The 19,991-nt window shown below is 70.7% G+C and carries 20 protein-coding genes; 9 read left to right on the forward strand and 11 right to left on the reverse strand.

Annotated features, from left to right (window positions below; translation table 11 throughout):
• The gene (locus HNR40_RS41710; RefSeq protein ID WP_312896721.1) at positions 1 to 1,590 is read right to left on the reverse strand and encodes a bifunctional 3'-5' exonuclease/DNA polymerase; all 1,590 of its coding nucleotides are present in this window, start codon (positions 1,588 to 1,590) and stop codon (positions 1 to 3) included.
• Positions 1,591 to 1,611: 21 nt separating this feature from the next.
• Positions 1,612 to 2,955 carry a metallophosphoesterase family protein gene (locus HNR40_RS41715; RefSeq protein WP_246510210.1) on the reverse strand — a complete coding sequence of 448 codons (1,344 nt, stop codon included), beginning with the start codon at positions 2,953 to 2,955 and terminating at the stop codon, positions 1,612 to 1,614.
• 250 nt (positions 2,956 to 3,205) lie between these two features.
• Between HNR40_RS41715 and HNR40_RS41720 the strand changes: the two genes are divergently transcribed.
• Positions 3,206 to 3,610 (forward strand): hypothetical protein, encoded by a 405-nt coding sequence (locus HNR40_RS41720; protein WP_184971606.1) that lies wholly within the window; start codon positions 3,206 to 3,208, stop codon positions 3,608 to 3,610.
• A gap of 3 nt (positions 3,611 to 3,613) precedes the next feature.
• Here HNR40_RS41720 and HNR40_RS41725 read toward each other — a convergent pair whose 3' ends face one another.
• The gene (locus tag HNR40_RS41725) at positions 3,614 to 5,170 is read right to left on the reverse strand and encodes an FAD-binding oxidoreductase (RefSeq protein WP_184971927.1); all 1,557 of its coding nucleotides are present in this window, start codon (positions 5,168 to 5,170) and stop codon (positions 3,614 to 3,616) included.
• A 29-nt stretch (positions 5,171 to 5,199) separates the two neighbouring features.
• Between HNR40_RS41725 and HNR40_RS41730 the strand changes: the two genes are divergently transcribed.
• The 4 genes from HNR40_RS41730 (at position 5,200) to HNR40_RS41745 (ending at position 8,592) form a co-directional block, all read left to right on the forward strand.
• Positions 5,200 to 5,700, forward strand: coding sequence for a TetR/AcrR family transcriptional regulator (locus tag HNR40_RS41730; protein WP_184971608.1), 501 nt, complete (start codon positions 5,200 to 5,202; stop codon positions 5,698 to 5,700).
• Positions 5,693 to 7,150 (forward strand): glycerol-3-phosphate dehydrogenase/oxidase, encoded by a 1,458-nt coding sequence (locus HNR40_RS41735; protein ID WP_184971610.1) that lies wholly within the window; start codon positions 5,693 to 5,695, stop codon positions 7,148 to 7,150. The genes HNR40_RS41730 and HNR40_RS41735 overlap by 8 nt, the downstream gene beginning before the upstream one ends.
• Before the next feature lie 159 nt (positions 7,151 to 7,309).
• Positions 7,310 to 8,179 carry a sucrase ferredoxin gene (locus HNR40_RS41740; RefSeq protein ID WP_312896722.1) on the forward strand — a complete coding sequence of 290 codons (870 nt, stop codon included), beginning with the start codon at positions 7,310 to 7,312 and terminating at the stop codon, positions 8,177 to 8,179.
• Positions 8,180 to 8,280: 101 nt separating this feature from the next.
• On the forward strand, positions 8,281 to 8,592 hold the full coding sequence (locus HNR40_RS41745; protein WP_157245964.1) for a WhiB family transcriptional regulator: 312 nt from the start codon (positions 8,281 to 8,283) through the stop codon (positions 8,590 to 8,592).
• A 108-nt stretch (positions 8,593 to 8,700) separates the two neighbouring features.
• Here the strand turns inward: HNR40_RS41745 and cydB are convergent, their stop codons facing one another.
• From cydB to HNR40_RS41765, 4 genes are all read right to left on the reverse strand, one after another.
• On the reverse strand, positions 8,701 to 9,696 hold the full coding sequence (gene cydB / locus HNR40_RS41750; protein ID WP_184971614.1) for a cytochrome d ubiquinol oxidase subunit II: 996 nt from the start codon (positions 9,694 to 9,696) through the stop codon (positions 8,701 to 8,703).
• A gap of 9 nt (positions 9,697 to 9,705) precedes the next feature.
• Entirely contained in the window at positions 9,706 to 11,085 is a 1,380-nt protein-coding gene (locus HNR40_RS41755; RefSeq protein ID WP_184971616.1) for a cytochrome ubiquinol oxidase subunit I, read from the reverse strand.
• Between the two features lie 54 nt (positions 11,086 to 11,139).
• Complete coding sequence (locus HNR40_RS41760) at positions 11,140 to 11,373, reverse strand: DUF397 domain-containing protein (RefSeq protein ID WP_184971618.1); 234 nt, start codon at positions 11,371 to 11,373, stop codon at positions 11,140 to 11,142.
• Between the two features lie 103 nt (positions 11,374 to 11,476).
• Complete coding sequence (locus tag HNR40_RS41765) at positions 11,477 to 12,355, reverse strand: Sco1979 family transcriptional regulator (RefSeq protein ID WP_312896723.1); 879 nt, start codon at positions 12,353 to 12,355, stop codon at positions 11,477 to 11,479.
• Positions 12,356 to 12,518: 163 nt separating this feature from the next.
• Here HNR40_RS41765 and HNR40_RS41770 point away from each other — a divergent pair, with 163 nt between their 5' ends.
• Complete coding sequence (locus tag HNR40_RS41770) at positions 12,519 to 13,001, forward strand: ATP-binding protein (RefSeq protein ID WP_184971621.1); 483 nt, start codon at positions 12,519 to 12,521, stop codon at positions 12,999 to 13,001.
• Positions 13,002 to 13,008: 7 nt separating this feature from the next.
• Here the strand turns inward: HNR40_RS41770 and HNR40_RS41775 are convergent, their stop codons facing one another.
• The 3 genes from HNR40_RS41775 to rsgA all read right to left on the reverse strand — a co-directional run bounded on the left by HNR40_RS41775 (position 13,009) and on the right by rsgA (position 15,645).
• Positions 13,009 to 13,788: a hypothetical protein gene (locus HNR40_RS41775; RefSeq protein WP_184971623.1), complete on the reverse strand. Its 780-nt coding sequence runs from the start codon at positions 13,786 to 13,788 to the stop codon at positions 13,009 to 13,011.
• 101 nt (positions 13,789 to 13,889) lie between these two features.
• Complete coding sequence (locus tag HNR40_RS41780; RefSeq protein ID WP_312896724.1) at positions 13,890 to 14,519, reverse strand: phosphoribosyltransferase; 630 nt, start codon at positions 14,517 to 14,519, stop codon at positions 13,890 to 13,892.
• Between the two features lie 28 nt (positions 14,520 to 14,547).
• Positions 14,548 to 15,645 (reverse strand): ribosome small subunit-dependent GTPase A, encoded by a 1,098-nt coding sequence (gene rsgA / locus HNR40_RS41785; RefSeq protein ID WP_184971625.1) that lies wholly within the window; start codon positions 15,643 to 15,645, stop codon positions 14,548 to 14,550.
• 256 nt (positions 15,646 to 15,901) lie between these two features.
• On the opposite strand from rsgA, the gene HNR40_RS41790 reads away from it, so the two are divergent.
• From HNR40_RS41790 to HNR40_RS41800, 3 genes are all read left to right on the forward strand, one after another.
• Positions 15,902 to 16,510, forward strand: coding sequence for a sigma-70 family RNA polymerase sigma factor (locus HNR40_RS41790; protein ID WP_184971930.1), 609 nt, complete (start codon positions 15,902 to 15,904; stop codon positions 16,508 to 16,510).
• The gene (locus HNR40_RS41795; protein ID WP_184971627.1) at positions 16,507 to 17,217 is read left to right on the forward strand and encodes an anti-sigma factor family protein; all 711 of its coding nucleotides are present in this window, start codon (positions 16,507 to 16,509) and stop codon (positions 17,215 to 17,217) included. Before HNR40_RS41790 ends, HNR40_RS41795 begins: the two co-directional genes overlap by 4 nt.
• Before the next feature lie 186 nt (positions 17,218 to 17,403).
• Positions 17,404 to 18,588 carry a CHRD domain-containing protein gene (locus HNR40_RS41800; protein ID WP_184971629.1) on the forward strand — a complete coding sequence of 395 codons (1,185 nt, stop codon included), beginning with the start codon at positions 17,404 to 17,406 and terminating at the stop codon, positions 18,586 to 18,588.
• 127 nt (positions 18,589 to 18,715) lie between these two features.
• Here the strand turns inward: HNR40_RS41800 and glyA are convergent, their stop codons facing one another.
• Positions 18,716 to 19,969, reverse strand: coding sequence for a serine hydroxymethyltransferase (gene glyA, locus HNR40_RS41805; RefSeq protein ID WP_184971631.1), 1,254 nt, complete (start codon positions 19,967 to 19,969; stop codon positions 18,716 to 18,718).
• Positions 19,970 to 19,991: the final 22 nt, after the last annotated feature.

A 19,991-nucleotide genomic window follows, 5' to 3' on the forward strand; every position in this document is an offset into this window, starting at 1 on the left:
TCACTTGGCGTCGGAGTAGATGGGGACGGCCACCGACTCCATGGGGAAGCGCACCGGCGTCTGACCGAACAGCAGGCGGCTGGCCTCGGCGGCCGAGGCGGTCACGGCGGCCATGACCTCGTCGGCCAGCGGCTGCGGGCAGTGCACCATCACCTCGTCGTGCTGGAAGAACACCAGCCGCGCCGCCGAGGGCAGCCGCCCGCGCAGCACCGCGAGCAGGGCCAGCGCCCATTCGGCGGCGGTGGCCTGGACGACGAAGTTGCGGGTGAAGCGGCCCCGGTCGCGGGCGGCGCGGGCGCCGTCGGGGCCGGTCACGAGGTCGCGCCAGCGCTGGGACGGCGGCGGCGAGGTACGGCCCAGCCATGAACGCACCAGCTTGCCCTCCTCCCCGGCCTTGGCCGCGTCTTCGACGAAGTGGTAGGCCTTCGGGAACCGCTGGCGCATCACGGCCAGGAGCTTGGGCGCGTCGCCGCTGGTGCCGCCGTACATGGCGGAGAGCATGGCGAGCTTGGCCTGGTCGCGCTCGCCGCCGAACGACTTGGCCAGAGCCGAGTAGAGGTCGATCTCGCCCGCCGCCCTGGCCAGCCCGACGTCGCCCGCCATCGCGGCCAGCACGCGCGGCTCCAGCTGGGCGGCGTCGGCCACGACGAGTGTCCAGCCGTCGTCGGCCACCACGACCTTGCGCATGACCTTCGGGATCTGCAGCGCGCCGCCGCCGCTGGTGGCCCAGCGGCCGGAGACGACGCCGCCGACGACGTATTCGGGGCGGAAGCGGCCGTCGTGGACCCACTGGTCGGCCCAGACCCAGCCGTGGAAGGAGTAGAGGCGGGCCAGTTCCTTGTAGGCCAGCAGCGGGCGTACCGAGGGATGGTCGAGTTGTTTGATCTCCTCCGAGCGGGTCGACTTGATCGCCAGGCCGGCCCCCTTGAACGCCTTGACGAGCTGCTGCACCGAGTCGGGGTTGACCGGGTGCCCGAACGCCGCCGACACCTCGTCGGCCAGCGCCTGCAGCTTGACCGGGCGCATGCCGTGGACGGGGCGGGGGCCGAGCATCTCGGTCAGCAGGGCGTCGTGGACGTCGCGCCGCCACGGCATGCCGTCGCGGGCCATCTCGGCGGCGACCAGCGCGCCGGCGGACTCGGCGGCCACCAGCAGGCGGAAGCGGCCCGGCTCCGGCAGGGCGTCGATGCGCCTGAGCTGGTCGTCGAGGACCTCGGCGAGCTCATCGGTGTCCAGTCTTCGCCGCTCCGGCTCGAACAGGGTGTCCTGCCTGGCCGCGGGGCCGTCGCCGTCGTCGGGGACCGGCAGGCCGCGCAGCCTGGCGTGGGCGGCCTCGGCCGAGCGGGCCTCGCCGTAGCGGCCCTCGTGGGCCAGCAGCAGGTTTTCGGTGAGCGTGATGTCGTGGCAGCGCGAGACGCGGCGCCCGGCCGACAGCAGCGGCGGGTAGGACTCGCGGGTGTCGGCCCACACCCATCGCGGGTGGGCGCGCTCCACCGCCTCCACCCGCTCCAGGAACGCGGCCCCGGTCTCGGCGGGGCCGCTCTCCTCGGGGAGGGTGCGGATCGCCTCCCCCGCCATCAGCGCGTACACGCACCCCAGAGTGCCAGGTCACTACGACAATCCGATGACCACCTCGTCCTCGAGCGGCGGGTCCTGCTCGGCGGGCAGGCAGCCCGTCGCGGCGAAGCAGCGCACCGTGAGCGCTTCGGGCGTCACGGACAGGTGGAGGAACTGCTTGAAGAACGGCGGTTCGTCCCAGTCGGACAGTTCGGACAGATAGCGGTGGAACACCTTGTCGACCGGCAGCCGGAACGGCCACGGGTACGCGCCGAGTATCCGCGCCGCCCACCGCATCCGCCGGGTGATCACGGTGGTGGCGTCGAGGGCGCGGACCGGCGAGTTGCCGATCTGGTCGACCATGATGCAGGCGGCCTCGGCCGGGGTGAGGTAGAGCCACTTCATGCGCAGCCGCCGCGCGTACAGCTGGCTGTAGAACGACAGCGAATCGCCGCGCAGCGGGTAGCAGCGGAAGTCGTCCTCGTGCACGCCTGCCACGTCCACGCGCCTGATCGTGTGCGTGGCGTGCATGAAGGCCCCGGCGCCGCCGGTGACGATGTACTGGATCACGCGGTCGCCGACGCGGATCGGGTAGCGCTGGTAGTTGTGCACGTCACCGCCGATGGCGGCGACGTAGCGGTGCGCGGGGTCGCGGACGATGTCGTCGACGGTCCCGCCGCCCTCCAGCCGCGAGGGCTTGTAGTCGTTGCGGGTGTAGATGGGCTTGCCGGTCACGAGGATCTTCGGGCGGGGGTCGAGTGAGGTACGGCGCAGCCACTCCACCTGCTCCTTGTCGATCACGCCCTTGATGCCGGTGTCGATGCCGACGACGAGCAGGCTCCCGCTCTCGATCACCCAGTAGGGACCCGGCTGCACCGACTGCTGGTTCGGCGACCCGCGCAGCTTGCGCGCCTCGGCCAGGCGGGCCTCGTCGATCTTCTCCGGTTTGCGCCACAGCAGCCCGCGCGGCCCGCGCTCGGGCGTGGGCCGCAAAGGGGGCGCGTCACAGAAGACCCGCATGAACCCGCCGAGCCCGTCATACCAGTCGTGGTTCCCGGGAATGGCGTAGATCGGCGCGTCATAGGCCTGATACGGACGGAAGAACTTGTCTCCGTATTCGTTTCCCGAACCCGTGGGATAGATGACATCGCTGGCGATGACGGTGAACGCCGTGTCCTTGCCCAGTTTGAGCATTCCCGGCACCACGGCGTACTGCGAGGCGTCGCCCTCGCCCGGATCCCCCAGGATCAGGAACTGGAAGGAGTCGCCAACCGGCGGCGTGATCCGGTAGTCCCGTCCGACGCCACGGGCGTGCTGCGCCTCCATCCAGCGGCGGCGTACCTTGCCGGACGGATCCCCGAAGAGCCCGGCCAGGATCTCGTTGCGGGAGCGCCACAAAGTGCGTGGATGCAGCCAGGAAAACGTGTCATTGTTCGGCCGTAAATCCCTATAGGCGCCGACCTGCTGACATCGCCACCCGGCGCCTTCCTCCGATGTCCGGGACGACTGCTGCTTTCCGCGCTCCGCCGCGACTTCCACCATGACCATATCTTTGCCGCGATCTTGCGGAATCGCACCCCGAACTCTCCGTACCGCTGAGAACACGCATGGTGTACGCTCAACGGTCAACCGTACGAGGGGGGCTGGGATGGCCCGTAACGGTTTCGACGATGCGATCCAGCGCGGCACGGTGGGGGCTGAGGCCGTCGAAGGGTTGCTGGCCTACGCCCAGAGCAGGTCAGGGTGGGGCCGGGCAGGAGTGCGCAGCGCCCTGGAGGCGGTGGCCATGAGCAGGGTCCTGGCCACCCGTGACCCGGCGGCGCACACCGGCCTGCTCGCCCGTTCCTTACGCACGGCCGCCACCATGCTGCTCAAACGCCGCCGCCCCGCGCGGGCGCTCCCCCTGGCGGAGGAAGCGGTCAGCCTGGCCCGCGCCTCGGGCGGCGCGCCGCTCGTGGTCTCCCTGGTCGCCCTCGCCGAGATACTCAACTCCCTGCAGCGCTACGCCGAAGCCGCCGAGGCGATGACGGAGGCCGACAAGATCCGCCAGTAGCCGTCAGGCGATGAGGGCGCCGGGGTTCATGATCCCGGCCGGGTCGAGCCGGTCCTTGACCGCACGCAGGATGTCCACCCCGAGCGGCCCGATCTCCCTGGCGTAGGCGTCGCGGTGGTCGCGCCCGACGCCGTGGTGGTGCGAGATCGTCCCGCCCGCCTCCACGATCGCCGCGTTGACCTCCTCCTTGGCCCGCTCCCACTGCTCGACCGGGTCGCCGTGCTGGGCGGTGACGACGGTGAAGTAGAGGGAGGCCCCGGTCTCGTAGACGTGCGAGATGTGGCACATGACCAGGGGCGATCCCAGGGAGCCGAGCAGCGACAGCCGTACCGCGTCGTAAAGGCGTGGCAGGTTCGCCCAGAACCCGGCCGTCTCCAGCGTCTCGACGGTGGCGCCGGCGGCGAGCAGCGAGTCGCGCAGGTACGGCGCGGAGAAGCGCCCGTGCGCCCACGCCCGCCCCGGCTCCGGGCCCAGCGGGACTCCGCCGAGCCCGGCCAGCACCTCGCCCGCCGCCTCGGCCCGCGCCCGCACGTCCGTGCCCTCGTATCCGGCGATGACCAGGCAGCCGCTGTCGCCGCCGCCGATCGCGTCGGGCTTGGCCAGGCCGATCATGGTCTCGGTCTCGTCGGACAGCCGCAGCACGGTCGGCAGCGGGCCCTGCTGGGCCAGGGTCCGCAGGGCGGCGGAGCCTTCGGCGAAGGAGGCGAAGCGCCACCCCTCGTACGCCTTCTCGGCGGGCGCCTTCCGCACCCGGAGGCGCAGGGAGGTGATGACGCCGAACGCGCCTTCCGAGCCCAGGACGAGCTGGCGGAGGTCGGGGCCGGCGGCGGACTTGGGGGCCCGGCCGAGTTCCAGCGTCCCGGCGGGGGTGGCGAGTGTCAGCCCGGCGACCATGTCGTCGAAGCGCCCGTAACCGGCCGACGCCTGGCCGCTGGAACGGGCCGCGGCGAAGCCGCCGAGCGTGGCGTACTCGAAGGACTGCGGGAAGTGTCCCAGCGTGAGCCCGTGCCCGGCCAGGAGCCGCTCGGCCTCGGGGGCGCGCACGCCGGGCTCGAACGTGGCGATCATCGACTCGGGGTCCACCGCCACCAGCCGGTCCATCCGGCCGAGGTCGAGCGCCACGACCGCGGTGAAGCCGTCGCCGGACGGTGTCAGGGCGCCGACCACCGAGGTGCCGCCGCCGAAGGGGACGACGGCGATCCTGGCCTCGGCGCACACGCGCAGCACCTCGGCCACCTCGTCGTGGGTGGCCGGCGCGACCACGGCGTCGGGGGCGTGCGCGCCGTCGCCCGCGCGCATCCGCAGCAGGTCGGGCGTGGACTTGCCGCGCGCGTGGCGGACGCGCGCCTCGTGGCCGGTGCCGACGTGCGCGGGGCCGGTGATCTCGCCCAGCGCGTCCAGGGCGGAGCCGGGCAGGCGGGATGGCGCCAGCCGTACCGACGAGAGGGTGGCGGCGGGCTCGGCGGGGGCGCGCACGCCGAGCAGGTCGTGCAGAAGCGTGCGGACCGCCTCGGGGAGCTCGCGCGCCTTGGCGGGATCGCCCCAACCGGACCAGAGCATGGGTTCACTCACGCTCTACACTGTGACACATGACGTCGATTCGTCACAATGACGCCGTCCTGGATGCGGCCCTCGAGTGCGTGATGGCCTACGGCGTGCGGCGCACGACGCTGACCGACGTGGCCCGCCGGGCGGGGGTGTCCAGGATGACCCTCTACCGGCGCTGGCCGGACGTGCGCAGCCTGGTGGGCGACCTGATGACCAGGGAGTGGGTCAGGGTGGTCGAGGGGCTGGACGTGCGCGATCCGGCAGGGGCGGTGGTCGAGGGCGTCAGGGCGCTGCGCGGGCACCCGCTCCTGCGCAAGATCGTCGAGGCCGACCCCGAGATGCTGCTGCCCTACCTGCTCCAGCGCACCGGAGCCACCCACGAGGCGGTCCTGGCCGTCCTCGAACCGGCGGTCGGCGACCGCGCGAAGGCCAGGGCGATCCTGCTGGTCGCGCAGTCGTTCCTGCTGTCCGGCCCGACCATGCTCGGCGACGACGCGCTCGACGCCGAGCTCACGACCCTCCTGGAGCGCTACCTTGCCTAGATCTTCCTCGCCTGAAGCTTCCTCCCTCAACGCCGCGCGCCGCTCGGCCGAGCTGGCCAGGACGGCGGAGGGGACCGTCGACGTCCTGGTCGTCGGACTGGGCGCGACCGGCGCCGGCGCGGCACTCGACGCCGCCTCGCGCGGACTGTCGGTGGCCGCGATCGACGCGCACGACCTGGCCTTCGGCACCTCGCGGTGGAGCTCGAAGATGATCCACGGCGGGCTGCGCTACCTGGCCAAGGCGCAGGTGGGCGTGGCCTACGAGAGCGCCGTCGAGCGCGGCATCCTGCTCAGCCGCACCGCGCCCCACCTGGTCAGGGCCCATCCATACCTGCTGCCGCTGAACCCCGGCGTCTCCAGGGGCCAGGAGGCGCTGGTCATGACCGGCTACCGCCTCGGCGACGGGCTGCGGGCCGCCGCGCGCACGCCGCGCCGCCTGCTGCCCGGCCCCTCCCGCCTCACGGCCGAACGCGCCCGCGCGGCCGCTCCCGTCCTGAGCGGGTACGGCCTGCGCGGCGCCCTGCTGTCCTGGGACGGACGGCTGGAGGACGACGCCCGGCTCGTGGTCGCGATCGCCCGCACGGCGGCGGCGTACGGCGCGCGGATCCTGACCCGGTGCCGGGCCCTGGAGCTGACGGCGACCGGTGCGCGGGCCCGCGACGAGCTGACCGGCGAGGAGTTCACGATCAGGGCCCGCGCGGTGATCAACGCGGCGGGCGTGTGGGCCGGGCAGCTGAACCCGGAGGTCACGCTGCGCCCCTCGCGCGGCACCCACCTGGTCCTGCGCGGCGAGACGCTGCCGGGACTGCGGGCCGGGCTGCATGTCCCGATTCCCGGGGAGAGCAATCGTTTCGCCCTGGTCCTGCCCCAGCACGACGGCCGCGTCTACGTCGGCCTCACCGACGTGCCGCTGGACGGACCGGTCCCCGACGTGCCGGAGGCGCCCGAGGACGACATCAGGGCGTTGCTGGAGGTGCTGAACGGCATCCTTGAGGTTCCGGTGACCCGTGAGGCGGTCGCGGGCGCCTACGCGGGCCTCAGGCCGCTCCTGGCCCCCGACGGGCACACGTCGGGCCGCACGGCCGACCTGTCGCGGCGGCACGCCGTGCTGGACGCGGGCGGGTTCGTCACGGTGGTCGGGGGAAAGCTGACGACATATCGCCGCATGGCGGAGGACGCCGTCGATCGGGCGGTACGGCGGGCGAACCTGCCCGCCGGGCCGTGTGTCACCAAAGAGGTGGTTCTCGTAGGCCGGGCCGTACAGGCCTATGCCGAGGCGGAGCCCGAGCCGGTCGGCGCGGGCGTCACCAAGGGCGAGCTGCGCTTCGCGGTGGAGCACGAGGGCGCGCTCGACGAGGACGACCTCCTGGACCGCAGGACCCGCATCGGCCTGGTGCCGGAGGACCGCGCGGCGGCCCTGCCTGCCGCCCGTGACGTGCTGAAGGGTTGAGATCCCGGATCCGCGGGTAAGAAGATCCTTTTCATCGGCGTGTCGCCCCCGCGCCGACCCCTACCCTGGCGTTAGGTTAGTCTTACCTAAATTGCTGTCGGGGGAGGGTGGAACGTGGCCAGGGGTTGTGATCATCCGGACGGGTGCCACACCGGCGGCGTGCCCACCTTCGCCAGCGCGACGGTGGGCGCGAAGCTCTGGCTGCTCATCGAGTATTCCGGAGCCTGGCCCTCGCACGTCGACGACGGGACGCTTCCGCCGAAAATCTCCGAGCTGATCAGCCGGGCCGTGGCGCGGGGCGTCAGGCCGCAGCTGATCCGCCGCCCCGGGCGCCGGACCCGCCCGCAGGAGCAGGGGATCCGTGTGCTAGCCGGGTATGCGATCGGCGACAACCCCTGGCTGGCCGGGGGTGTCATCGCAGGTCCCGACGATCTTGACCTGGACGCGCTGGTGGCCGGAGTGGTCCCGGAGTCCTGCATACTTGAAGACGAGCCGGTATTTCTGGTCTGCACGCACGCCAAGCGCAATGCGTGTTGCGCCCGCATTGGACTACCCCTCGCTCGTGGACTGGCGGAATTCCTGCCGGACAGAGTGTGGGAAACATCACACGTTGGCGGCGATCGTTACGCCGCCAACCTCGTGTGCTTGCCACACGGAATTTTCTACGGCAGCATGTCTCAGGCTGCTGCGCTCGCAGCAGCGAACGCGTACCGGTCCGGCGAGGTGATTCTCGACCGTTTCCGGGGACGCGCAGGCATCCCTGAGCCACTGCAAGCCGCGGAGCACTTCGCCCGAACCCATACGGGAGAGTGCGGACTCGGCGGAGTGGCCGTGGAATCCGCCAGGTCGGACGGCGACGTCACCGAAGCCATCGTGCGCATCGGAGACGTCCGGATCCAGGTTGTGGTTGAGCCATCGGTGTTCCAAGCACCGTGTGGTACGGCTTGCGCCGAGAAAATCACCACCTACCGGCTGGTCTCGCTGGACAGGCTCACGCCTGTGCGGTACGCCACGCCCGCCCTTACCTGATCACGGGAACATCACGGCCAGGCCTTGCGTTGGAACAGTGACGCCGAAAGCGTCCAATGCGGCTCAATTACTGAAATACCTCTCACGAAGGTGGTTTTCTCATGTCTCAGGTACGTCGGCAGCTCGCCCGCCCGCGCCCCAGCTGGGGATGGCAGGATGATGCCGCGTGCCGGGGTGAGGACCTCGTGCTCTTCTTCGGCCCCGATGGGGAGCGGCAGCCCGAGCGTGACGTACGCGAGCGGAAGGCCAAGGCGATCTGCGGCGGCTGCCCCGTCCGCAACGAGTGCCTTGACTACGCGCTGTCCCGTCCGGAGAAGTACGGCACGTGGGGCGGTCTCAACGAGGACGAGCGCGCCAGCGAGCGTCGCCGTCGTATGCGCCGCGCGGCCAGCGCCGGCATCTCCGCGGCCTGAACTTCACCACCGGCACCACAGATTCTCCCCGCGTGATCACGCAGTTGTTCCGATGAGCGGAGCGCGCCCGTGCGCGCTCCCGCGAACCCGGTCGGAACAACTGCCTGATCAGGCAGGAATGTCACGAACGCCGATCCTCCGGCGGAACACCCAGTACGTCCAGCTCTGGTAGAGCAGCACCAGCGGCAGGAAGAACACCGCGATCCACGTCATGATGCCCAGCGTCATCGGCGTGGACGCGGCGTTCTGCACGTTGAGGCTGTTGGCCGGATCGAGCGTCGAAGGCAGCACGTCCGGGTAGAGCACGGCGAACAAGCTGGTCACCGCGACCCCGATGGCCACCGCCGACAGCGTGAACGACCATCCCTCCCGCGCCCTGGCGATCGCGCCGAGCGCGGCCAGCCACGCCAGCGCCGCCACGACCGCGAGCACCGCGGTCACCGCCGTCCCGCCGTGGAACTGCGTCCAGCCCAGGAACAGCACCGCGAGCGCCGCGGCCACCACGCCCGTGCGCAGTGCCAGCGACCTGGCCCGACGCCTGATCTCCCCCGTGGTCTTCAGTGACAGGAAGATCGCGCCGTGGGCGACGAACATCGTCAGCGTCACCAGCCCGCCCAGCAGCGCGTACGGGTTGAGCAGATCCCAGAACGTGCCCACGTACTCGTGGTCGGCGTCCAGCTTCACCCCGCGCACGATGTTGGCGAAGGCCACGCCCCACAGCAGCGCGGGCGCGAACGAGCCGGCCACGATGCAGCGGTCCCAGCCCGCCTTCCAGCGTGCCGAGTCGCGTTTGGCCCGGTACTCGAAGGCCACCCCGCGCAGGATCAGCGCCACCAGGATGATCAGCAGCGGCAGGTAGAAGCCGCTGAACAGGCTCGCGTACCACTCCGGGAAGGCGGCGAACGTGGCCCCTCCCGCGGTGATCAGCCACACCTCGTTGCCGTCCCAGACGGGTCCGATCGTGTTGATCATCACCCGGCGTTCCGTCGGGTCGGCGGGCAGCACCGGCAGGAGCATCCCCACGCCGAAGTCGAAGCCCTCCAGGACGAAGTAGCCGACCCACAGGACGGCGATGGCCACGAACCAGACGTCGTTCAGCGTCATCGGGCTCTCCTAGTAGGCGAAGGTCAGGGTGGTGTCGTCCTCGGGTTTGTCCTGGACCTGGGGCGGGGATTGCCGGCCGTACTTGATCATCAGGCCCAGTTCGACGACGGCGAGCGCGCCGTACAGGAGGGTGAAGACGATCAGCGAGGTGAGGACGGTGCCCCCGCCGACGGCGGGTGAGACGCCCGCTTCGGTCTTCATCTGGGAGAACACGATCCACGGCTGGCGGCCCATCTCGGTGAAGATCCAGCCGAAGCTGTGCGCGGCGACCGGCAGCACCACCGACCAGGCGGCGGTCCGCCAGATCCAGGGCTTGTCCGGCAGGCGGCCCTTCCTGGTCAGCCAGAGGAGCACGAGCGCTATCAGCGCCGCGAGGGCGCCGCAGCCGATCATCAGGCGGAAGCCCCAGTAGGTGACCGGGATGTAGGGGCGGTAGTCGCCGGGGCCGAAGCGCTGCTCGTACTCGGCCTGCAGGTCGTTGATGCCCTGCACCTTGCCGTCGAAGGAGCCCGTGGCCAGGTACGACAGCGCGCCCGGGATCTCCAGCTGGAAGATCGGCCGCCCGCCGTCCAGCGTGCCGATGGTGAACAGCGAGAACGGGGCGGGCTGGGCGGTCTCGTAGAGCGCCTCGGCGGCGGCCATCTTCATCGGCTGCGTCTCCGTCATGATCTTGCCCAGCGTGTCGCCGGAGAAGAAGACCAGGACGAAGGCCACGAGCGTGGTCCAGAGGCCCAGCTTGAGCGTGGGGCGGAAGACGTCGGCGTCGCGGCCGCGCGCCAGGTGCCAGGCCGAGACCGCCAGCAGGATGACCCCGCCCGACAGCCAGGCGCCGAAGATCGTGTGCGGGAACGCGGCCAGCACGACCTTGTTGGTCAGCACGGCCCCGAAGTCGGTCAGCTCGGCCCGCCCGGCCCCGATCTTGTAGCCGACCGGCCACTGCATGAAGGAGTTCGCGGCCAGGATGAAGTACGCCGACAGCGCGCTCCCCACCGCCACCACCCAGATGCAGGCCAGGTGGATCTTCTTCGGCAGCCGGTCCCAGCCGAAGATCCACAGCCCGAGGAACGTGGACTCCAGGAAGAACGCCAGCAGGGCCTCCAGCGCCAGCGGCACCCCGAAGACGTCACCGACGAAGCGGGAGTAGGAGCTCCAGTTCATGCCGAACTGGAACTCCTGCACGATCCCGGTCACGACGCCCATGGCGAAGTTGATCAGGAAGAGCTTGCCGAAGAATTTGGTCGCCCGAAGGTAGTGCGCCTTGCCGGTACGGACCCACGCCGTGTGCAGGATCGCCACCAGCAGCGACATTCCTATGGTGATCGGCACAAACAGGAAGTGGTACACCGTGGTGATGCCGAACTGCCACCGTGCGAGATCCAGCGCGTCCATGAAAGATCACCCTATGGAGGTGCTCGGACGCGTATTGTTACGACACGCCTACCATCAGGCGATCAGATCGTCGAACTCCCCATCTTTCGCACCCAGGACGAAGGCTTCGATTTCAGCCTGCGTGTAGATCAGGGCGGGGTCGTCGGGGAAGCGGGAGTTGCGCATGGCGATCTCACCGGTCGGCAGGGCCGCCACCTCCACGCAGTTGCCGTTGGGGTTGCTGCGGCGGCCCTTGCGCCAGCGGACGGGCAGGGCACTCGCGGGCGTTCCGTTGCGGAACTCATGCATGGGGGACACTCCTTGCGTGCTTACAGATGCACGTGCATGCGCAGATTACGGGAGCGTGCTGATCGTCATATACGGGATGACCAAAATTGCCGTATGGGGTGGATCACACCTGGAGCAGACCTTCGAGGAAGCGCCTGGTCTCCGCGGGCGAGTCCGCCTGGACGCTGAGCCGGTCCATGACCTGCACATAGTGCTCGGCCTCGGCGGGTTTGTCGAGATACAGCGCGCTGGTGAGCTGTTCCATGTACACCACGTCGGGCAGTTCGCGTTCCGGGAAGCGCAGGATGCTGAAAGGCCCGCCCGCGGCGGCATGGCCGCCCCTGTCGAAGGGCATGACCTGAAGTGTCACGTTCGGCTCCGCGGTGGTGTCCAGGAGGTGTTCCACCTGCTCACGCATGACGTCGGGGCCGCCGAGCGTACGCCGCAGGACCGCTTCGTCGATGACCGCCCAGAGCGTCAGCTTCGGGTCGGCGGACAGGCGGCGCTGGCGGGTGGTGCGCAGGGCCACCCTCCGGTCCAGTTCGCCGGTCTCGGCCTCGTCGTGGGCGAGCCGGATGACTGCACGTGCATATGCCGGAACCTGCAGCAGGCCGGGCACGAACTGGTTCTCGTAGGTGCGGATGAGCGAGGCCGAGCCCTCCAGACCGATGTAGACCTCGAACCAGGCGGGCAGCAGGTCGGCGTACTTGTGCCACCAGCCGGGCGCGTTGGCGTGCTTGGCCAGTTCCAGCAGCGGGGCGCGCTCGGCCTCGTCGGTCACGCCGTAGAGGGTGAGCAGGTCGGCCACGTCGCGCTGCTTGAAGCTGACCTGGCCAAGCTCCAGCCGGGAGATCTTCGCGTGCGAGGCCCTGATGGCGTAACCGGCGTCCTCGCGGGAGATGCCGCGGGCGGTACGGAGGTTGCGGAGCTGGGTACCGAGCAGGATGCGCAGGACCGTAGGACTCCCCTGCCCGTCGGACAGAAGGTTCCACTGTGCACTCACCCGGGGCCCCCGATTCTCGAAAGCACCCAGTCTCCCACGGCGTTGACATACCATGACAGATCATCTGCACGTGCATTTGCGGTTTGCATCCGTAAAACACGAAAAGTCTTGCATCTGTAAGCACACAAGGTAAAGATGGGCACTGGATCACCAGATCGGGGACATGATGACGACTTTCGACGCACGTCCGCGAGCCGCCACTGGTCCCGTACCGCCACCATGGCTGGCCGCAGTCCTGCTCCATGGGCGAGCGGAGGGGCAGGAGGCGGTCTTCCGGTTTCACGAGCTCAGCGCGTTCGAGCCCGCGTGTGTGGCCACGTCACGGCGCTTCGTCGAGCGCACGCTGAAGGAGTGGGGCGGCGCGCCGGAAATCTGCTTCGACGCCCAGCTCGTGGTCTCGGAACTTGTCACCAACGCCATGCGGCACGGCGGCGGCGCGCTGCATCTGCGCCTGCTCGCCCACGCCGCCGAACTGGCCTGCGTGGTGAGTGACTACAGCAGGGCCGCGCCCGTGCCCGCCGCACCCGGCGTGTTCGCCGAGTTCGGGCGGGGGCTGGCACTGGTCGAGGGCCTCACCCGCGCGTGGGGCTGGCTCACGCCGCCCGGCCCCAACAAGCTCGTCTGGGCCTGCATGTCCCTGCGCTGAACCTCGCTCATCTCCTTCCGGCGTCCTCCCAGACCAGCCGGCGCGTCCTCGTGTCGAACGGGTTCCGGCTCGGCCGCCCCGGAGGCAGCACCGGAGCCAGCGCCTCGAAGACCCGGCGCACCGCCACCTCGTCGTACCCGGCCAGCTCCCGCGTCGCCCGCAGCCACAGCGCTCCCCCGGGCAGTTTCTCCGCCTCGTGGAAGGCCGCCGTGTCCACCCGCCCGGCCAGCTCCGCCGGGCAGATCGTGATCCACGAGTAGCCGCGCAGGAACCGCCGCGCCTGGCGCGCCGAAGGGATCCGGCCGCCCCGGACCACCGCGCCGTCCAGGGCGGTCATCCCCTGCCCCATCGAGTCGTCGGCCACGTGCCCGAACGCCGGGTCGACGGGGGCGGCGAAGTCACGCAGCACGCCGGCCCACCGCTCGGCCACGCCGGGGGCGGCCAGGCCGTACTCGGGGGCGCGCAGGAAGGACCAGGCGCGCAGCTGCGTGTGGGCGGGCCGGTCGGTGAAGCGCTCGACACCCACGATCAGCGCGTCGTCGTGGCCGTCGCCGTCGCACAGCTCCACCCACGCGTCGTTGAACTCCCCCGCCGCCACCGTCAGCAGCCAGTCGACGCTCGCGACCGTCAGCGGGCGGTACTCGAAGCCGCGCGCGTCGGTGTCGACGCACACCACGCCGGAACGCAGGCCGGGGGCCAGCGCCGCGGGCACCTCGGACAGCCAGCGACGCACGTGCCCGGCCGGGAAGGGGCCGTCGAGGTCGATGACGATGTCGTGAGAGCTCATGCCCGCCCTTCGTTCTCGTGCGACACCGGCAGAATATTCACCGTGAGCCCTCCGGGACGGGGCGTGACCGATCCGTACCAGAATTCACAGCCCGTCCTCAGCTACCGCTCCCCCAGCAGCCTCAGGACGTCCGCGTCGGTCAGCTGGTCGAAGCTCGCGTACCACTGGCCGACCGCGCGGAAGTCCGCCGGGGTGGCCAGCACCACGACCTCGTCGGCCTCCCCCCGCAGCGCCCTGACCGTCTCCCGAGCCCCCACCGGTACGGCCAGCGTCACCCTGCCCGGAGCGGCGGCCGCGACCGCCAGCAGCGCGGCCCTGGCCGTGCCACCCGTCGCCAGCCCGTCGTCCACCACGATCACCTCCTGGCCCGTCAGGTCGGGCAGCGGCCGTTCCCCCCGGTAGACGGCCACCCGCCGGGCCAGCTCCATCCTCTCCTGCTCGACCACCCCGGCCACGGACGCCGGCGTCATCCCGAGCCGCCGCAGCAGCTCCAGGTCCAGGACCGGCTCGCCGCCCTCGGCGATCGCCCCCACGCCCAGTTCCGGCGTGGGGGGATAGCCGATCTTCCTGGTGACCAGCACGTCCAGGACGCCGCCGAGCCGCCGTGCGATGGGCTCGGCGACGGCGACCCCGCCGCGGGGCAGCGCGAGGACCACGGGATCGCGCGCGAACAGGAGCCGCTCGGCGAGCAACGCCCCCGCCTCGGCCCGATCCGCGAACAGGTGCCCCACATCCTCTATCTACCCACTCTGGTGCGGGTCAGGGGCGGTTGCGGCCGGAGCGGCGCATCTCCTTGTGGATGATCTTCCACTTGTTCTGCTGCTCCTTACGCAGCCGCGCGTCGGTGCGGGACGCCATCCACGCGGCCTCCCGCTGGAGCTTGCGCCAGCTCGTCAGCCGCCGCTCGGGCAGCTCGCCGCCCTCCACGGCGGCCAGCACCGCGCACCCGGGCTCCCCGTCGTGCCCGCAGTCGGCGAAGCGGCACGCGCCGGCCAGCGCGTCGATGTCGGCGAAGACCATGTCCACGCCGTCGGTCATGCCGAACAGCCCGACCCGCCTGATGCCCGGCGTGTCGATGATGAGCCCGCCGCCGGGCAGCGGGATGAGCTCCCGGTGCACGGTGGTGTGGCGGCCCCGGCCGTCGCCGGCGCGGACGAGCTGGGTCTCCATGACGCCGTCGCCCGCCAGCGCGTTCACGAGCGTGGACTTGCCCGCGCCGGACGGTCCGAGCACGACGGCGGTCCTGGAGCCCTCCAGGTAGCCGTGCAGGAGCTGCACGCCCTCGCCGCTCTGCGAGGAGACGGCGTGCACGTCCACGCCGGGCGCGGCGACGCGCACGTCGGCCAGCAGGTCCTCCAGCCCGTTCTCGAACAGGTCGGACTTGGTGATGAGCACCACGGGCGTGGCGCCGGACTCCCAGGCGAGCGCGACGAGCCGCTCGATCCTGGCCAGATCGGCGAAGTCGGTGGCGTGCATGGACGGCTCGGCGACGAAGACGATGTCGACGTTCGCGGCGAGCACCTGGCCCTGGCCATCGGCGGACAGGCCCCCTCGTGAGGTACGGCCGACGCCGCCCCTGACGAAGGAGGTGCGCCGGGGCAGGACCGCGTCGAGTTCGTAGCGGCCCTCGTCGAGCCACCGCAGCGCGGCCCAGTCGCCCACGCACGGCAGCATGACCGGGTCCTCGGCCGAGGACCTGCGCACGCGGGCGCCGTACTTGACGTGATGCTGGCCGTCGTCCGCGATCACTTCGGCGGCGCCGCGGTCGACGCGCGCCACGCGGGCGGGAATGGTGCCGTGAGGCAGCTCGGCGGCCTGGGATTCGGTCCAGCCGAGCAGAGAAAGATCGTAAGTCAACGGAGGTGACACCTTCGGGAAGAGGATCCCGGGTCACTCGTCAGATGAGCACCCGGAGGCTGATGGACGTCAGGTCGAGCAGAACAACCCGCATAGTCCTCACCTCCCAGCTCAGGGCACCCGTATGGGCGCGGAAGCCACTTTACGCACGCGCGCGCGTCCGGGGCAACTTCCTAAACCGTTGAACCTTGGCGGCGGCGAGCCCCGTACTCCCTGCCGACGCCGGATTTCGCCGGCCACGATGGAAAGGGGCATGATGCGACTGAGCACCTACCCCGCGCCTTCGGCCGACGGAGCCGCCGACATGCCGAAACCCCCGCTGCGCCACCTTGTCCGGCGGCTGCGCCCGGCCGGGCGCGATGACGACGAGATCGCCGTCGCCGCGCTTTACCGGGAGTACCACCGGCCGCTGCTGGGGTTCGTGATCCGGCTGGTCGGCGGGGATCGGCAGTGGGCGGAGGACGTGGTGCAGGAGACGATGATCAGGGCCTGGCGCAGCGCCGGGCAACTGGACCCTGACACGTCTTCGCTGATGCCCTGGCTCGCCACCGTCGCCCGTCGTATCGTCATCGATGACCGGCGGCGCAAGGACGCTCGTCCACAGGAGTCAGGTGACGGGCCGCTGGAGAGCGTCCCCGTCCCCGACGAGATGGAGAGTCTGCTGCATCAGGTGGTCGTGTCAGAGGCGCTGAAGTCGTTGTCGCCCGCGCACCGCGAGATTCTCAACGAGACGATCCTGCGCGACAGGTCGGTCAACGACGCCGCCCTGGCGCTGGGCATCCCCGTGGGCACCGTGAAGTCCCGGGTCTATTACGCGGTCCGCGCGCTTCGCGTCGCGCTGGAGGAGAGAGGGGTGACGGCGTGAGCGCGCGAGTGGAGCACACCGACGTGGGCGCCTACGCCCTGGGTCTGCTGGAGGCCGACGACAAGCGGGCGTTCGAGGCGCACCTGGAAACCTGCCGGGCCTGCACGGCGGAGCTGGCCGAGCTGTCGGGGATGGCGGGCGTGCTGACCGGCGTGGGCCGGGTGGAGACCGAGCGGGAGCAGCCGGGCGAGGGCGAGGTCATCGACCTGCTCAGGCGGCGCAAGGCCGCCGACAAGCGGACCCGGCGCGGCACCCTGATCATCGGGGTGGCGGCGGCGGTCACGCTGGTGGCCGGCGGCATCGCGGTCGGATCCGGGCTCAACGCCCCCTCCTCACAGGTCGCCGTGGGCGGCACACACCACGGCACGGGCCCGGCCGAGCAGTTCTACGAGGAGGGCACCCCGGCGGGCGGCGTCGGCGTCACCGGCGTCAAGGGCGGCGTGGTCTATGAGTCCAAGGGCTGGGGCACGCACGCGGCGCTGAAGCTCGAAGGCGTCAGGGGGCCGCTGGAGTGCGAGCTGATCGCGGTCTCCACGACGGGCGAGCGAAAGGCGATGACCGGCTGGGCCGTTCCGCCCAAGGGATATGGCGTGGACGGGGAGCCGCCGCTTTACATGCACGGCGGCAGCCCATGGAACCCGGACAAGATTGACCGTTTCGAGGTCGTCACCACGGCGGGCAGGACATTGCTGACCGTCGACATCTGAAAAGCCTTCCCAAAGCCCTCTCACCGCTGGTGGGAGGGCTTTTTACATGCCCGGGAATTCGTCTGAACCTTTTCCTGCGGGTTTGCGTACAGCTTGGCGTACCGAGCGAGAATCACCCCAGTAAAGAGGTTTACCATGCTGACGCTTGCCCTTTCAGGTGCACTTCTGGTCACCTCGCTTTCCCCAATGCAGGGCGCAGCCGCCGACGTTTATCTGGCCGCCGGGCTACGCGGCGCCGATGCCGACGGGCGCTCCACCGTGGTGCTGAAGATCAGCGGCGACCGGCTGAGCTTCGCGATCCGCTGGAACAAGGTGGAGGCCCCCACCGCCGCCCACATCCACCTGGGCGCGAAGGGCGTCGACGGCGCCGTCAAGGTCGACTTCTTCAAGCAGCCGCTGCCCGGGACCGTGCTCGGCGTGGCCGGCTCGGCCACCGCCGACGCCGGCCTGCTCAAGCAGCTCGCCGACAACCCCGGCGGCTTCTACGCCAACCTCCACAACGCCGCCTTCCCCAAGGGCGCGGTACGCGGCCAGTTCCACCGGCTCGCCAAGCCCGTCGACCTCAACGGCGTCCTGCACGGCAGCAACCTCGCCGCGCTCTCCTCCACGGCCGACGGCGCCCAGGAGGTGCAGGCCGCCGACGGCAAGAAGCGCGGCGACAAGGACGGCGCCGCCACCTGGTGGCTGCGGCCCCACGGCGCCGCCCTCACCTACACCGCGACCTGGAGCGGCGTCGGCGCCCCCACCAACGGCCACGTGCACAAGGCCGTCAAGGGCAGGAACGGCGACGTGGTGGCCGACCTGTTCGCCGCGGCCAAGGGGCTGCCCGCGAACCTGACGGGTGTGGCGGGCGAGGCTCCCGTCCCCCGCAAGGTCGTCAAGCGGATCGCCGCCAAGCCGGGCAACTACTACTCCAACCTGCACACGACCGACTTCGACGGCGGCGCCGTACGCGGGCAGTTGTCCGGTGAGTCCTTCGCCCACCCACGCGCGATGACGGCGGACGTGCTGCGGGGCGCGCAGATCTACCAGTGCAAGGGCGGGGCGTTCGTCCAGTTCGGCGTGACGGCCAAGCTGCGCAGGGGCATCGACCACGACTTCGTCAACACGTTCGACGGGCCGCCACAGTGGATCGCCCCGGACGGCAGCGCCGTACGCGGAAAGCTCGTCACCAAGACCCCGAACGGCGACGGGAACATCCCCGAGCTCGTCCTGGACGCCCAGCAGTCGGGCAAGGGCAAGGGCCTGCTGGCCTTCGCCACCACGATCCTGCGCCTGAACACCGAGGGCGGCGTGGCCCCGAAGGGCGCCTGCGAGGAAGGCGCCCAGGTGAAGGTCCCCTACGGCGCCGACTACCTCTACCTCGGCTGAGCCTCCGGTCACCGGGCTCCCGTCCCCCTGTCCCGGTGACCGGTTCCGCTCCGGAGCCTGCCCTCTCCGGAGACGCCGGCGCCCGCCGCCCATCAGAGGGGGCGGCGGGCGCCGGTCTTTTCGTGTTCTAGGACAGGCCGGGGGCGGGGAACTGCGAGGTCAGCTCGCTGACCTCGTGGTGCACGCGGGTGATGACGTCCTCGGCGTCGCCCTTGGCCAGCGCGGTGACGACCTCGTCCATCCAGGCGCCGATCTGCCGCATCTCGGCTTCCTTCATGCCGCGGCTGGTGACCGACGGGGTGCCGATGCGGATGCCGGACGGGTCGAAGGGCTTGCGGGTGTCGAACGGCACCGCGTTGTAGTTGGTCTCGAGACCGGCGCGGTCGAGCGCCTGGGCGGCGGGCTTGCCGCCGATGCCCTTGGGCGTCAGGTCGAGCAGGATCAGGTGGTTGTCGGTGCCGCCGGAGACCAGGTCGAACCCCCGGCTGGACAGTTCCTCCGCCAGCGCCTTGGCGTTGGCGACGATCTGGTGGGCGTAGGCCTTGAACTCGTCGGTGGAGGCCTCGTGCAGCGCCACGGCGATGGCGGCGGTGGTGTGGTTGTGCGGGCCGCCCTGCAGGCCGGGGAAGACGGCCTTGTTGAGCGCGGTGGCGTGCTCGTCGGCGGTGGCCATCAGCATGGCGCCGCGCGGGCCGCGCAGGGTCTTGTGGGTGGTGGTGGAGATGACGTCGGCGTGGCCCACCGGAGACGGGTGCGCGCCGCCCGCGACCAGGCCGGCGATGTGCGCGATGTCGGCCGCCAGAACGGCGCCGACCTCCCTGGCGACCGAGGCGAAGGCCTCGAAGTCGATGGTGCGCGGGATGGCGGTGCCGCCGCAGAAGATCAGCTTGGGGCGGTGCTCCAGGGCCAGGGCGCGGACCTCGTCCATGTCGACGCGGCCGGTGTCCTTGCGCACGCCGTAGCGGACCGGGTTGAACCACTTGCCGGTGGCGCTGACCGACCAGCCGTGGGTGAGGTGGCCGCCGAACGGCAGGCCCATGCCCATCACGGTGTCGCCCGGCTGCGAGAAGGCCAGGTAGATGGCCAGGTTGGCGGGCGAGCCCGAGTACGGCTGGACGTTGGCGTGGTTGACCCCGAACAGCGCCTTGGCCCGGTCGATGGCCACGGTCTCGATCTGGTCGATGACCTGCTGGCCCTCGTAGTAGCGCTTGCCCGCGTAGCCCTCGGAGTATTTGTTGGTGAGGACGGTGCCGGTGGCCTCGAGGACCGCCTTGGAGACGTAGTTCTCGGAGGCGATCAGCTTCACGGTGTCGGCCTGGCGGCGCTCCTCCGCCTTGACCAGCTCCGCGATCTGCGGGTCAACGCTAGCGAGAGAAGACATGGCACTCCTGTCGTCTTTGACA

Origin of the sequence: Nonomuraea endophytica (assembly GCF_014203235.1) — a bacterium.
Lineage (GTDB): Bacteria > Actinomycetota > Actinomycetes > Streptosporangiales > Streptosporangiaceae > Nonomuraea > Nonomuraea endophytica.

Excerpts from the sequence above, each read along its gene's own strand:
- HNR40_RS41760 (WP_184971618.1), bottom strand. The coding sequence starts at position 11,373 with ATGCATGAGTTCCGCAACGGAACGCCCGCGAGTGCCCTGCCCGTCCGC.
- HNR40_RS41745 (WP_157245964.1), top strand. The coding sequence starts at position 8,281 with ATGTCTCAGGTACGTCGGCAGCTCGCCCGCCCGCGCCCCAGCTGGGGA.
- cydB (WP_184971614.1), bottom strand. The coding sequence starts at position 9,696 with ATGACGCTGAACGACGTCTGGTTCGTGGCCATCGCCGTCCTGTGGGTC.
- HNR40_RS41755 (WP_184971616.1), bottom strand. The coding sequence starts at position 11,085 with ATGGACGCGCTGGATCTCGCACGGTGGCAGTTCGGCATCACCACGGTG.
- HNR40_RS41725 (WP_184971927.1), bottom strand. The coding sequence starts at position 5,170 with ATGCTCTGGTCCGGTTGGGGCGATCCCGCCAAGGCGCGCGAGCTCCCC.
- HNR40_RS41790 (WP_184971930.1), top strand. The coding sequence starts at position 15,902 with ATGCGACTGAGCACCTACCCCGCGCCTTCGGCCGACGGAGCCGCCGAC.
- HNR40_RS41800 (WP_184971629.1), top strand. The coding sequence starts at position 17,404 with ATGCAGGGCGCAGCCGCCGACGTTTATCTGGCCGCCGGGCTACGCGGC.
- HNR40_RS41775 (WP_184971623.1), bottom strand. The coding sequence starts at position 13,788 with ATGAGCTCTCACGACATCGTCATCGACCTCGACGGCCCCTTCCCGGCC.
- HNR40_RS41720 (WP_184971606.1), top strand. The coding sequence starts at position 3,206 with ATGGCCCGTAACGGTTTCGACGATGCGATCCAGCGCGGCACGGTGGGG.
- HNR40_RS41730 (WP_184971608.1), top strand. The coding sequence starts at position 5,200 with ATGACGTCGATTCGTCACAATGACGCCGTCCTGGATGCGGCCCTCGAG.
- HNR40_RS41770 (WP_184971621.1), top strand. The coding sequence starts at position 12,519 with ATGATGACGACTTTCGACGCACGTCCGCGAGCCGCCACTGGTCCCGTA.
- glyA (WP_184971631.1), bottom strand. The coding sequence starts at position 19,969 with ATGTCTTCTCTCGCTAGCGTTGACCCGCAGATCGCGGAGCTGGTCAAG.